The organism is Mucilaginibacter sp. OK283 (assembly GCF_900110415.1).
Classification (GTDB): Bacteria; Bacteroidota; Bacteroidia; order Sphingobacteriales; family Sphingobacteriaceae; genus Mucilaginibacter.
Map to the genome: position 1 here is coordinate 325,859 of NZ_FODR01000007.1, position 13,530 is coordinate 339,388.

The 13,530-nt window shown below is 42.5% G+C and carries 8 protein-coding genes; 7 read left to right on the plus strand and 1 reads right to left on the minus strand.

Features of this window, described 5'->3' with window-relative positions; translation table 11 throughout:
- Positions 1-6 precede the first annotated feature (6 nt).
- The 6 genes from BMX56_RS17890 to BMX56_RS17915 all read left to right on the plus strand — a co-directional run bounded on the left by BMX56_RS17890 (position 7) and on the right by BMX56_RS17915 (position 8,652).
- The gene (locus tag BMX56_RS17890; protein WP_090651026.1) at positions 7-1,440 is read left to right on the plus strand and encodes a TolC family protein; all 1,434 of its coding nucleotides are present in this window, start codon (positions 7-9) and stop codon (positions 1,438-1,440) included.
- Positions 1,441-1,637: 197 nt separating this feature from the next.
- Complete coding sequence (locus BMX56_RS17895; RefSeq protein WP_090651027.1) at positions 1,638-2,240, plus strand: porin family protein; 603 nt, start codon at positions 1,638-1,640, stop codon at positions 2,238-2,240.
- Between the two features lie 219 nt (positions 2,241-2,459).
- Entirely contained in the window at positions 2,460-4,250 is a 1,791-nt protein-coding gene (locus BMX56_RS17900; protein ID WP_090651028.1) for a glycoside hydrolase family 9 protein, read from the plus strand.
- A gap of 28 nt (positions 4,251-4,278) precedes the next feature.
- Positions 4,279-6,561: a glycoside hydrolase family 3 N-terminal domain-containing protein gene (locus tag BMX56_RS17905; RefSeq protein WP_090651029.1), complete on the plus strand. Its 2,283-nt coding sequence runs from the start codon at positions 4,279-4,281 to the stop codon at positions 6,559-6,561.
- A gap of 189 nt (positions 6,562-6,750) precedes the next feature.
- Positions 6,751-7,782: a glycoside hydrolase family 53 protein gene (locus BMX56_RS17910; protein ID WP_090651030.1), complete on the plus strand. Its 1,032-nt coding sequence runs from the start codon at positions 6,751-6,753 to the stop codon at positions 7,780-7,782.
- A 111-nt stretch (positions 7,783-7,893) separates the two neighbouring features.
- Positions 7,894-8,652, plus strand: coding sequence for a ThuA domain-containing protein (locus BMX56_RS17915; RefSeq protein WP_090651031.1), 759 nt, complete (start codon positions 7,894-7,896; stop codon positions 8,650-8,652).
- Between the two features lie 114 nt (positions 8,653-8,766).
- Here BMX56_RS17915 and BMX56_RS17920 read toward each other — a convergent pair whose 3' ends face one another.
- Positions 8,767-9,942 carry a DUF5009 domain-containing protein gene (locus BMX56_RS17920; protein ID WP_090651032.1) on the minus strand — a complete coding sequence of 392 codons (1,176 nt, stop codon included), beginning with the start codon at positions 9,940-9,942 and terminating at the stop codon, positions 8,767-8,769.
- Positions 9,943-10,598: 656 nt separating this feature from the next.
- Here BMX56_RS17920 and BMX56_RS17925 point away from each other — a divergent pair.
- Positions 10,599-13,478 (plus strand): TonB-dependent receptor, encoded by a 2,880-nt coding sequence (locus BMX56_RS17925; protein WP_090651033.1) that lies wholly within the window; start codon positions 10,599-10,601, stop codon positions 13,476-13,478.
- Positions 13,479-13,530 lie beyond the last annotated feature (52 nt).

Consider the following 13,530-nt stretch of genomic DNA (forward strand, 5'->3'; position numbering starts at 1 on the left):
ATAGAAATGCGATATTTTAAATTTATATTTCTGGGTTTGATAGCACTGTCTGCAACACGGGTACAGGCACAAACTGATTCTGTTCTTTCAATCAGGCAGTGTGTAGATATTGCCATAAAAAACAATCTCGACGTAAAGAAAAGCGAACTGCAAATGGAACGCCTGCAGGTTGGTTATAACCAGGCAAAGGAATATTTACTGCCTGCTATCAATGGTTCGGTTAACCATGGTATAAATAATGGCCGTAACATTAATCCTTTTACAAACAGCTATGTTACGCAATCACTTACTTATGGTAATTATAGTTTGAACGGTTCACTTACGCTTTTTAGCGGGATGCAAAACTTAAACAACATCAAGCAAACCTCGCTTTCTTACCAGGCAGGCAAAATGGATTTTCAGCAGGCTAAAGATCAGGTAACCATCAATGTAATTACCGCGTACCTTCTGGTATTAGATAATGCAGAGTTGCTTGGCCAGGTAACTAATCAGCTCGAGGTATCAAAAAAGCAGGTTGAGCGATTGGATATATTGGAAAAAGAGGGCGCCAATAAACTACCATCAGATTTGTACGACTTAAAGGGTACTCTTGGCGATAATCAATTAAATGTTGTATCGGCCAAAAACGCATTAGAAGTTTCAAAGCTTAACCTGATGCAAATGCTAAATATTCCTTACAATAGGAACCTTAAACTGGAACCCTTAACTGTACAGGATGTTTCTGCGAAAACAGATGCCAGTTCAGACCAGGTATATGATGCTGCACTGCAGCAACTGGCTTACATTAAAGCTGCCGAACTAAGAAGTAAAAGCGCCGAAAAAGGTGTTAAGGTAGCGCAGGGCGCATTACTGCCTACGCTATCTTTAGGGGCCGGAATTTTTACTAATTATTCCAGTGCAGCACAAAGCTCAACGTTTATTGATTCTACAACTGTAAATACCGGGGCTTTTGTAAATGGTGCCGGCGGTACCAAACAGGCTGTTTACTCTACCCAGGCCAACTACAGCAATCATAGCATTGGTTATTACGATCAGTTTAAAAACAATTATAGTACCCAGGTTAGTTTAAACCTCCAAATCCCTATCCTCAATTATTTTCAAAACCGTAACAAAGTAAAACTGGCTAAAATAAATCTGGAAGAAGCGAAGTTTGTAGAAAGTAACTCCAAGATAGTTTTAAAGCAAAACGTAGAACAGGCTTACCTGAACATGACGTCGGCATATGAAAGGTATACCGTGCTGTCCGATCAGGTTAAAGCTTATACAGAATCATTCAGGATAGCCGAGATTCGTTTTAATAATGGAGTCCTAACTTCGTACGATTTTGTATTAGCTAAAAACAACCTGGACAGGTCAAAAATCAATATGATAAATGCCCGCTACGATTGTTTTATCTATAATAAAATATTAGATTATTACCAGGGCAAGTTGACGTTATAAAAAAAGCTAAAAAGTTTTGGGATTTGTAAAAAAGTTTTACTTTTATCGCAGAATTTAAATCCCAATATCCGGTTTATATGCCACTGCAATAGCTGTGTAATATAAACCGGATTTCTATTTTGTGGCCTCCTTAAATTACCTTTTGTTGCTTCTGGGTAATTTTAATAATTTTATCGGCTAAAACTAACCCTACGAAAATGAAAAAAACAATCTTACTAACACTTAGTATCTGCCTGTTATCCATGGGCATCGCATCTGCCCAAATAGTGCCAAGCTTTTCGTTTGGCGCTAAAGCTGGTTTGAACTTCTCGGCATTTCCGGCAAATGGAAAGTATGATAACAGTTCGCAAGCAGGTTATTTAGGAGGTGTTTGGGCAAGGTTTGGTGCACTTGGCTTTAATTTTCAGCCAGAGATGTATGCCACAGCAAAAAACCTCACTGTTAAGGACGATGCCGGAAATGAAAACAAGGCCAAGTTCACAAGTTTGGATGTGCCCTTGCTTGTAGGTACAAAAATTGGCGCGCTGGGCTTAGGCGGTCGTTTTTATGGCGGCCCCGTTTTTTCCTTTACCGTAAACAGGGATCAAAGTTATAGTAGTGCTGCTGCCGAAGTTGCTAAATTAAACTATAAAGACGCTAACTACGGTATTCAACTTGGCGCTGGTGTGGATATTAAGGATTTTTCGGTTGATTTAAGGTACGAAGGCGGTTTGAATAAAATTAGCTATGGCCCTGGTTATACGCACACCCGCGTTAGCATTTTTAGCCTTTCATTGGCTTACAAAATATTTTCGCTGTAAAGGCGTAAACCCTGTTCAATATTATCACAAGGCTTGCCATACAACGGCGGGCCTTTTTTATTTACCGGCCCCGTCCCATTATACATCATAAACATGTCTTTTTAGTATTATATTTTCAGGCTAATTGGCAATAATAGTATTATACTTATTGTAAATTGTACACCTATATTTAAATTCCGGTTTGTTATCCAACAAAACCGCGCAAAAGGTTGCAATACAATGAGTATAATTTTCAATAGCGTCAAAATTTCGGCAGGCAGGTTAACAGGGATATTTTTATTACTGTTTATGGTTAAGCCGGGCACAGCCCAAACTAAAGATACCTCGTCAAATCCAATAAGGTTAAACCAAATAGGGTTTTATCCAAACGCCATAAAAAAGGCAATCGTTTTAAGTGGCGCTGGCGGTTTGTTTACAATCCAGTCGCCCAATAAACGCACCGTGTTCAGTGGGAGCTTAAAACCTTCTGTCAGTCTGTCTTTCGCAGGTAGAACTACTTACATAGCCGATTTTAGCGATTTTACTAAACCGGGCGAATACCAGCTGACTGTTGCCGGCGCAGGCAGCTCTTATCCATTTAAAATAGCTGGTAACGTTCATCAGAAAATAGCAAAAGGAGTTATCAAAGCCTATTACTTTATGCGGGCATCAACGCCGTTGCCGGTAAAGTATGCCGGTAAATGGAGCAGGGCAGGGGGGCACCCGGATGATAAAGTAATAGTACATCCTTCGGCAGCAAGCGAAAAACGACCTGCAGGTGCTATTATATCGTCGCCCCGTGGCTGGTACGATGCCGGCGACTATAATAAATATGTGGTAAACAGCGGCATCAGCACAAGTACCCTGCTTTCGTTATACGAGGATTTTCCGGCTCATATGAAAACCGTTAAGCTTGATATCCCTGAAAGTGGTAACAGCCTGCCCGATCTGCTAAACGAGGTGCTTTGGAACCTGCGGTGGATGCTTACCATGCAGGATCCTAATGATGGCGGCGTGTACCATAAGTTAACCAACGCGGCTTTTGATAAGTTTGAGATGCCGGATAAAGATATCACGCCCCGGTATGTGGTACAAAAAGGTACCGCTGCCGCCCTTGATTTTGCTGCGGTTATGGCACAGGCCTCAAGAATTTTTAAGCAATTTCCGCAACAAACACCTGGCCTGGCCGATTCATGTATCGTGGCCGCGAAAAGCGCCTGGCAATGGGCTGTCAAAAACCCAAATGTTGCTTACCGGCAGGATGAGAATAATAAAAAATTTAACCCCGCCATAACCACCGGAGGGTACGGCGACAACAACTTTACCGATGAATTTATTTGGGCAGCATCCGAAATGTTTGTTACCACAAGTGATTCTGACTATCTGAAAAATATCAACCTGTTACCCGACGATAAAATGCCGGTACCGGCCTGGGGGCAGGTAAAGCTCTTAGGCTATTATACGCTGCTTAAAAACAACGCGGGCATTGCTAAGTTACCAGAGATCAAAAAAAGATTAATAAATGCCGCAGATGAATTAATTAAGGGTGTTGATGATAATGCTTATCAAACATCCATGACATTATCGGCCCGGCATTTTGGCTGGGGAAGCAATTCGGATGCGGCAAATCAGGGCGTTTTATTATTACAGGCTTATCGGCTAATACCCGATAAAAAGTACCTGGATAACGCGCTGGCCGATTTGGATTACCTGCTGGGCAGAAATGCTACCGGGTACTCATACGTAACCGGATATGGTACTAAAACGCCTATGCACCCGCATCACCGCCCTTCGGCAAGCGATGGGATAACAGAGCCGATACCCGGCTTATTGGTAGGTGGGCCAAACCCGGGGATGCAGGATGGTATCAAAGTGCCATCTAAGGTACCTGACGAAGCTTACATCGACGATACCCAGGCTTATGCCGCCAACGAGGTTACCATAAACTGGAATGCACCGATTGCTTACCTGGCCAACGCGATAGAAGCCTTGCAAAATCAGTTAAGCCTAAAAACGAAATCAACTAAATAGATATCTCTCAATTCAAATCAACAAACAAATGCGAAAAATTTACATAACAGCAGCAAGTTTAATTTTGCTCAATGTAATATCACCGGCGGTACAGGCCCAAAAAAAGCCGGCAGAGAGCGCTACCGATAAAAAAGTAGATGCCCTGATAGCCAAAATGACGTTGGAGGAAAAGGTAGGCCAGATGACCGAAGTAACCTCTGATGTAGTATCAAAAACAAACGCGCCCGATCATGAGCTGGATGCCGATAAACTAAAAGAGGCCATCATGAAATATCATGTGGGTTCGATTTTGAATGTAACCGGCCATGCTTACAGCCGCGAGCATTGGTATGATGTAATATCAACCATCCAAAAAGCTGCCGACCAGGACCGTTTAAAAATCCCGGTTATTTATGGTATAGATGCCATACATGGGGTTACTTATACTGTAGGCAGTACGCTTTTTCCGCAGGAAATTGCTGTGGCAGCTACTTTTAACCGTGATATTGCTCATAAGGCCGGCGAGATCACCGCGTATGAAACCCGCGCCAGCTATATCCCATGGAATTATTCGCCCGTGCTCGATTTGGGAAAATCGGCACTTTGGCCACGTATTTATGAAACCTTTGGCGAAGATCCTTATTTAGTTAAAACAATGGGTGCAGCCATTATAAAAGGCTACCAGGGTAATGATGTAGGCGATAAATACCACGTAGCCGCCTGTATGAAGCATTATTTGGGTTATAGCTTCCCTTTAAGTGGTAAAGACCGCACCCCGGCGTGGATTCCCGACCGCTATATGCGCGAATACTTTTTACCTTCGTTTGCCGAAGCGGTAAAGGCAGGTGCTAAAACCCTGATGATCAATTCGGGCGAGATTAATGGTGTACCGGTACATGCCAGCAAATACCTGCTTACCGACGTACTGCGCGGCGAACTGCATTTTGATGGCATAGCAGTTACCGACTGGCGCGATATTCAATACCTGCATGATCGCCACCACGTAGCCGCCACCCAAAAAGATGCAGTGATGATTGCGGTTAACGCCGGTGTGGATATGAGTATGGTGCCTTACGACTATACTTTTTTCACTTACCTGGTTGAGTTGGTTAAAGAAGGCAAAGTACCTATGACACGCATCAATGAAGCCGTACACCGCATATTGAAAGTTAAGTACGAACTGGGCTTATTTGAACGCCCGGTTGGCAACCCCACTGATTATCCAAAATTCGGATCGGAAGAATACCGCTTGGCAAGCGTACAGGCCGCAAATGAGGCCATCACGCTGCTTAAAAACAATAACAACGTGTTGCCGCTTAAAAAAGATATGAAAGTGCTGGTAACAGGCCCTACGGCCAATACCATGCGTTCATTGGACGGGGGATGGAGCTATACCTGGCAAGGTGATGAATCGGACAAATTTGCCGCTAATAAGAACACCATATTGGAGGCTATTCAGCAAAAAATCGGAAAAAACAACGTAAGCTACGAGGCAGGCGCTGGTTTTGACAGCCTGCAAAACATCGACGAGGCTGTTAATGCTGCTAAAAAAGCAGATGTAATTGTGCTTTGCCTTGGCGAGCTATCTTATACCGAAAACGTAGGTAATATTGAAGACCTGAATCTTCCGCCTGCCCAAATTCAACTGGCACAGGCATTGGCAAAAACAGGCAAGCCCGTGATACTGGTGCTGGCCGAAGGTCGCCCAAGGATAGTTACCGATGCCGAGAAACTTTCGGCCGCCACATTGATGGCTTATTTGCCGGGCAACGAGGGCGGCGATGCTATAGCAAGCGTATTGTTTGGCGATGTAAACCCATCAGGTAAATTGCCGATAACGTATCCGCGTTTTCCTAACGCTTTAAATAACTACTACCGTAAAAACCTGGAGAATGGTAACCCTGATGATAAACACGGTTACAATCCTTTATACGAGTTTGGTACCGGCTTAAGCTATACCACGTTTAGTTACAATAACCTGCACGTCAGCAAACCCGAGTTAAAGGATAACGAAACCTTGACAATTACTGTTGATGTTAAAAATACAGGCCAGATAGAGGGTAAGGAATCGGTATTGTTGTATACCAGCCAGCAGTATGCCAGCATTGCGCCAGATACCAAACGTTTAAGGGCGTACGATAAGATTTCGTTAAAACCCGGCGAAACAAAAACGGTATCGTTTAAAATAACCCCGAAAGACCTCGCCTTTGTGAACGATATAAGTAAAACCGTTACCGAAGCGGGTGAGTTCAAGATTATGGTTGGCGATCAAACGCAAAGCTTTAATTATGTATCGGCAAGCACCGTTCCGTCAAGAACCGGTAAACTATAATTTGAGCCAAAAGCAGAAGGCTTAAAGCACAAAGCGTGGAAATAAAAGTTACCGAAGCAGGTATTGAGAATTTGGCGTATGCCGGCTTTTCAATACCTGCTTCCTGTTTTTGAAGCCTGTTAAAAGCTTTATGCCTTAGGCTTTCAGCTTTTAGCATTATATTTGTTTACCCGTTATAAATTATTCCAGATGAAGAAGGCGCTGTGTTCATGCTTGCTATTGATATCCTGTTTAAATTTTTCCTGTTCCAAAACAAAATCAACGCCTGAGCCGGTGGTGGTTGATCCGCCAGTTGTGATTGCTAAAGGCGCCGATATCAGCTGGGTTACCGAAATGGAGGCCAAAGGCATAAAGTTTTATGATAAATCGGGTACTCAGCAAGATTTGTTCGCCCTGTTAAAAAGCCTCGGATTTAATGCTATAAGGTTGCGTGCCTGGGTTAATCCAACAAACGGTTATTGTAACACTGCCGATGTTGTAGCTAAAGCATTGCGTGCCAAAGCCCAGGGCTTTAATATCATGATTGATTTTCATTATAGCGATTGGTGGGCCGATCCGGGTAAACAAACTAAACCCGCTGCCTGGGCCGCGCTTGATTTTACCACGCTGACTTCGACCCTGCATGATTATACCAAAAGCGTTATGAATACGCTTAAAGATAACGGTATCACCCCGGCATGGGTGCAGGTTGGTAACGAAACCAACGACGGCATGCTTTGGGAAGATGGCCGCGCCTCAAAAAACATGGCCAATTTTGCTACTTTGGTCAAAAGCGGTTATGCTGCTGTTAAAGAAGTGAGCCCAACCACCCAGGTAATTGTACATATTTCAAACGGTTATGATAATGGCCTTTTCCGTTGGATGTTTGACGGGTTGAAGGCTAACGGTGCCAAATGGGATATCATCGGTATGTCTTTATATTCATCCAAAACAAATTGGGCTACTTTGGATTCGCAGTGTTTAACCAATATGAACGATATGGTTTCCCGTTATTCAACCCCGGTTATGGTGGTTGAAGTTGGGATTGAAGCCGGCGCACCGGCCGAAGCAAAAGCTTTCCTGTCGGATATTATCAGCAAAGTAAAATCTGTAAATGGAAGCAGCGGTAAAGGTGTTTTTTACTGGGAGCCCGAAGCCTATAACAACTGGCAGGGCTATGGTTTAGGCGCCTTTGATACCGCGGGCAAACCTACAGCGGCGTTGGATGCGTTTGCAAATTAAAGGCTTAGTTTGTTCAGTGCGATGAATTTAAAAAGCCCTTAATGGTGAAAAAGAGATGATAATAAAATGTCTTTTTTCTACAAGTTTCCGGATTAGCATATAACAACCTTCATGAAAAAAATACTATTCCTCATTGTATCGGTGCTTTTAGCCCCAGTTAATTTAAAAGCCCAGCCAAAACATTTTAAGGTACTGGCGCTGTATGAGAATGGCGGACACCACATAGCGTTTTCAAAACGCGCTATGGTTTGGCTGGATAAACTGGCTGCCGAAAAGGGGTTCAGTATAGATTATCTTCAAAAGCCTGATAAAATTAATGATGAATTTTTAAGCCATTACCAGTTGTTGTTGCAACTGGATTATGTACCCTATGGCTGGCCGGATAGCGCCGCGGCCGCTTTTAAAAAATATATTACCGAAGGCAGGGGCGGATGGGTTGGTTTTCATCATGCCACCTTGCTGGGCGAGTTTGACGGTTTTCACGAATGGCAATGGTTTTCGGATTTTATGGGTGGTATCAGCTGGAAAAACTATATAGGAACATTTGCCAAAGGCACTGTAAATATGGAGGATAAGCAGCACCCGGTTATGAAGGACATCCCTGCATCCTTCCGGATTGAACAGGAGGAGTGGTATACCTATGATAAAAGCCCCCGGCCCAATGTACACGTACTGGCAAGTGTTGATGAATCAACCTACGATCCACAAGGTGATGTAAAAATGGGCGATCACCCCGTGGTGTGGACTAATGAGCATGTTAAGGCGCGCAACGTTTATATTTTCATGGGCCATTCACCAAACTTACTGGATAACCCGGCCTGGGTGAAGTTGGTTACAAACGCTATTTTCTGGGCTGCGGGTGTTAAGTAGTAAGTCTTAAGTCCTAATTCTGAAGTCAATAGCCTTAAGTACAGGGCGAATTTTAAATTATCATTTTCAATTCAAGAATTCCGACTTAGGACTTAGGACTTTAGGCTCAGGACTTCAAATTTTAAGGCGTAAACGCTTCTTTTCCATTAAACCAACCAGGGCTATCAGTATAAACCCGGTAGCCATAGATCGCACCAGCCCGATGGCCCCGTTGTTAAATATATCGGGATACTTTAGGTGAAAAAGCTTTAATATATACACCTGGAAGTAGGGTAGCAGGTAACAGGTAAGCGTGCTGGTACCTGCAGGCCATATCAGTTTAAACCAATTCTTTTTACCTTTAACATCTACCAGGAAAATCATCAGTTCAAAAACCAATATGGTAATGCCGCTGCATATAAAGATCCAGGCTGGGGTTGAACGTATTTTTGAGATGCCATCGGCATAAGGGCGGATTAATAACCCTGATACAATTAATAGTAATCCCGTTGCGCCAAATATTACCCACAATAATTGTGTTTTGTTTTTTGATACAAGCAGCGCGTAAATTTCAGAGATCATAACGCCGCCCATTACTAAACACTCTGCCGATGCATCGCCCAGTACCGGAATTTTAAATTTGAAAGCACCGGCGTGCCTGGCTATATTTATGGTTACAAAAGTGAGTAATACAATCACCAGGATATTGATTTTTCCTTTGGCCAAAAGATATACCAGCGCGCATACCAGGTAAGCCCAGCCTATAATGCCCAAAATACCCCACCAATAAGGGCGCATGCCCTGTATTACACCGTCTTCGCCTCCTTTATAGATAACAGCCATAACGATGAGCAGCAAAATCCCGGCGCCTATAAATGTGTACCGTTTTTTTGGAGCCATTGTTTCGGGATAATCCAGCCAAATGAGGAAGAAACCGATGGTTATTAATATAGCCCATAGCGCCTGGGGTATAATGCCTGCTGTAAGGGCATAGTTTTCCAGGTTTACATGAAAAAAGCCCATAATAATCAGTGCAGCGCTGCGGGTAAGTATATAGGTTAATATTGATGAAAAAGAATCGCCCTTATTCAACCTGTTTTTAATAGCAAAAGGCAACGAAAGCCCTACAATGAACAAAAACGCCGGGAAAATGGTATCTGCAAAACCCATCGCGTCGGCTTTACCGCTTGCGTGGTCTATCCATTCGGGAATGTGCTTTACGCCGCTGGCGTCATTAACAAATATCATTAATAACATAGTGACAGCCCGTAGGACATCAATAGATAAAAGGCGTTTAGGGAGCTGGTTCATTGTGATTTTGCGATTTAATTACCGGCCATTAAAATACTTGTTTTCATTGAATTATCATAAAATATTAAAAACATTTTAGTTCTTTTTAAAATTTTTATAAAACTTTTGATTTTGGGCTTTCTATTAAATCTTATCGTTCTGGTTATAGATTACCAATAGCTATAAGTTTTTCCATTGACTATGAAATTGATGGAATAAAAAACAGGGGACACCTGGTTAAGCTATCGTTTAGCAATATGTATTTGATTGATGTTAGTACCGTTTATGGGCGAAACTTCATAGCGGGCTGCCGGTACATGTTTTTTAAGTGAAATTTTGTGTTTTAAATACACTAAGTTTTGATATTTTTAATTTTTTACATCTTATTTTGATTGTTTTTTTAATTTTTTTTTGAATTTTATAGCTTTAACTATTTGCCAATTACTGAATTTGCCTAAATAATTAAATAAATAGCCGTATTTCATTTAATTATTTTACTAAAAAACAATTCCTAATGAAATATATACTATTAAAGTATAAATAAATTGACTAAAATTTATTTATAATCAAATTACAATGTATAAATCTTAATTTTTGTAACAAAAATGATATTTAGTTAAAATTTATTGCTATTTTGTTGATTAATTAACATAACAATCAATCCAATCAAACAAAGCATGAATTTAAAATTACATTTTTTCCTTTTCGGAGCATTTTTACTGGCCTGCCTGCCGGTGTTTGCCCAAAAGCTAACGGGAACTGTTACAAGTGGGGGTCAGCCGGTAACGGCGGGCACGGTTAAAGTAGTACCTACAGGCACTGGTACCATCACAGATGCAGATGGTAAGTATAGTTTAACTTTAAAAGCAGGTAGTTACCAGGTTAGTTTTTCGGCTATAGGGCTTGAAAAGAAAACAGTGTCTGTTCAGCTTGCGGCAGGCGAAACAAAGATATTGAATATGGATCTTTCCGCTTCAGCTGAGGGGTTGAAAGAGGTGGTAGTAGTGGGAAGCCGTGGCGGTGGCCGTACTAAAATGGATTCGCCCGTACCTGTAGATGTACTCCGGATGAACCAGATAGGCGAAACTACCGCTAAGCCCGATTTGATGAGCCAGCTAAACCAGGCCGTACCTTCATTTAACTACAACAAACAAAGCGGCGGCGATGGATCTGATGCTATTGACTTTGCCAGTTTGCGGGGCCTTGGCTTCGATCAAACGTTGGTACTCATCAATGGCAAGCGCCGTCACTTGTCGGCTTTCGTAAACCAGGTAGGTACCCGAGGCCGCGGTAATAGCGGTACCGATTTAAATGCCATACCCGAAGCGACTATTGACAGGGTGGAGATTTTGCGTGATGGCGCGTCGGCGCAATACGGCTCAGATGCCATAGCCGGTGTTGTTAATATTGTTTTGAAAAAAGATATCGGTAAGCTGAATGTAAACATCGGCGGTAGTGGTTATTATGACCATAAATACAATACATTGAACAATGTTGACCCAACCCAATATTATACGGGGTCGCAAATTGACGGCAAAACCTTTACTTTAGGATTAGACTATGGATTGGCAATTGGCAAAAACGGTGGTTTTATCAATTTTGGAGGTAACTTCATGGATCAGGGCAAAACCTTTAGGGCTGCGCCTGATACCAACTGGTCAACCAACCCCCAGGCCCTGAGTGTTGATGCCTGGCGAAGAGCTTTTGGTGATGGCTCCGTAAAGTCTGGTGGCGGAATGTACAATATGGAAATTCCACTTGCCGGCACCAAAACTACTTTCTACTCTTTTGGCGGCTATAACTATAAACACTCTAATGTTTATGCCTGGACACGCCGGTGGAGCAGTTCAAGTAATCACATCAAATTCCCTACCGACGAAAACGGGAAGCTGATATTTGTACCCGGCATTATGCGTGTTTTTGACCCTACGCCGGGGGCTTTGGATACTGCCAACGTATATTATAACCCCCAGGAGGATGTTTATATAAAGGATATGTCGGCTGCGTTGGGCTTTAAAGGCACAATAGGTGATGGCTGGGATTGGGATTTGAGCAATAATACAGGTTATAATGATTTTCATTATTGGGGTAACCAAACATTTAATTCCTCGTTGCCTTTGCCCGAGCAATATACTAAAACCAGGTTTAATGACGGCGGGTTCAACTTTTTACAAAATACTGCCAATTTAGATGTGACCAAACATTTTGAGCATGTAGCCCAGGGCTTTACGCTATCTTTTGGCGGAGAGTACAGGTATGAGCGCTATAAACTATACGCCGGGGAGCCCGACTCCTACAGAAATGGCGGAGCTTTGTTAAACGGTGTTCCTAAAGCTTCCGGATCCGAAGGGTATCCCGGCTATCAGCCAACCGATGCAACCACAGCCAACAGAACAAATGAGGCCGCTTATATTGAAGGCACTTTAGATGTAACTAAAGATTGGCTGGTTGATGGTGCAGCCCGGTTTGAACATTACTCGGATTTTGGAGGGGTAAGCACATTTAAATTAGCATCCCGCTATAAAGTAAGCGACAACTTCAATGTAAGAGGTTCATTTAGTACAGGTTTTAGGGCACCTTCATTGCAACAAATGAATTTTAGCAATACCAATACCAACATTATTGCAGGTGAATTGGTTTACGCTAAATTGATTCCAAATTATGCCGATGCCGCCCGCCAGGTAGGGATTCCAAAGCTTACCCAGGAAACCTCAACCAATACCAGCTTAGGCTTTACATGGAAACCAACACATGATTTTAATGTTACAGTTGACGGTTATCTTATTAAAATTAAAAACAGGATAGTAATTACAGGTGCTTTTGATACCTCGGTAGCCGCGCTAAAAGACTACCTTATAGCTAATAACGTAACAAATGCCAACTTTTTTACCAATGCTGTCAATACAACTAACAGGGGTATCGACATTGTGTTAGATTATCGCAAATCGTGGGGTAAAAATAAATTCACAGCTTTATTTGCCGGTAACATTCAAGGGATAACCATCGATAAGGTTAATATCCCAGCCGCGCTGAATGATACCTATGCACACCAGCAGGCATATTTTAGCACAAGAGAAGCTGCGTTTTTAAAAGCTTCTGCTCCACGCGAAAAATTCTCATTAGGGCTTGAATACGGATATGGTAAATTTGCCGCCGGTAGCCATATTACCTATTACGGCCAGTTAACTACACAGGGCTTTGGTTATAGCAGCGTACCAGGTGCGAACCCCGACGGACCGGGGGGCTCAAACATATCTGCATCGGGTAACGGCTGGGACCCTTATGTTGATTTGGATAACGGCAAAGGTGTTGTTCCCGAAAATTTTGTTTTTCACGGAAAAGCTACTACCGATATATACGTATCTTATAAAATATCAAAGCAGATATCGTGGACAGTTGGTGTAGATAACATATTTAATGTACACCCTGATCTGGCTGTTACAGAAGGCGCTCATCAATCATCATGGGGTGATAGTGAATCGGGCGGTCCGTTTGATGCCGTACAAATGGGTTTTAACGGTATGAGGATGTTTACCAAATTGGCCTTACACTTTTAATAATAGGGTATAGCTTAGTAGTCCCCCGGCTTGATAATCAGTCGGGGGACTT

What these genes read in the sequence shown, in the direction of transcription:
- BMX56_RS17890 (WP_090651026.1), top strand. Translation starts at nt 7, where the DNA reads ATGCGATATTTTAAATTTATATTTCTGGGTTTGATAGCACTGTCTGCA.
- BMX56_RS17895 (WP_090651027.1), top strand. Translation starts at nt 1,638, where the DNA reads ATGAAAAAAACAATCTTACTAACACTTAGTATCTGCCTGTTATCCATG.
- BMX56_RS17900 (WP_090651028.1), top strand. Translation starts at nt 2,460, where the DNA reads ATGAGTATAATTTTCAATAGCGTCAAAATTTCGGCAGGCAGGTTAACA.
- BMX56_RS17905 (WP_090651029.1), top strand. Translation starts at nt 4,279, where the DNA reads ATGCGAAAAATTTACATAACAGCAGCAAGTTTAATTTTGCTCAATGTA.
- BMX56_RS17910 (WP_090651030.1), top strand. Translation starts at nt 6,751, where the DNA reads ATGAAGAAGGCGCTGTGTTCATGCTTGCTATTGATATCCTGTTTAAAT.
- BMX56_RS17915 (WP_090651031.1), top strand. Translation starts at nt 7,894, where the DNA reads ATGAAAAAAATACTATTCCTCATTGTATCGGTGCTTTTAGCCCCAGTT.
- BMX56_RS17920 (WP_090651032.1), bottom strand. Translation starts at nt 9,942, where the DNA reads ATGAACCAGCTCCCTAAACGCCTTTTATCTATTGATGTCCTACGGGCT.
- BMX56_RS17925 (WP_090651033.1), top strand. Translation starts at nt 10,599, where the DNA reads ATGAATTTAAAATTACATTTTTTCCTTTTCGGAGCATTTTTACTGGCC.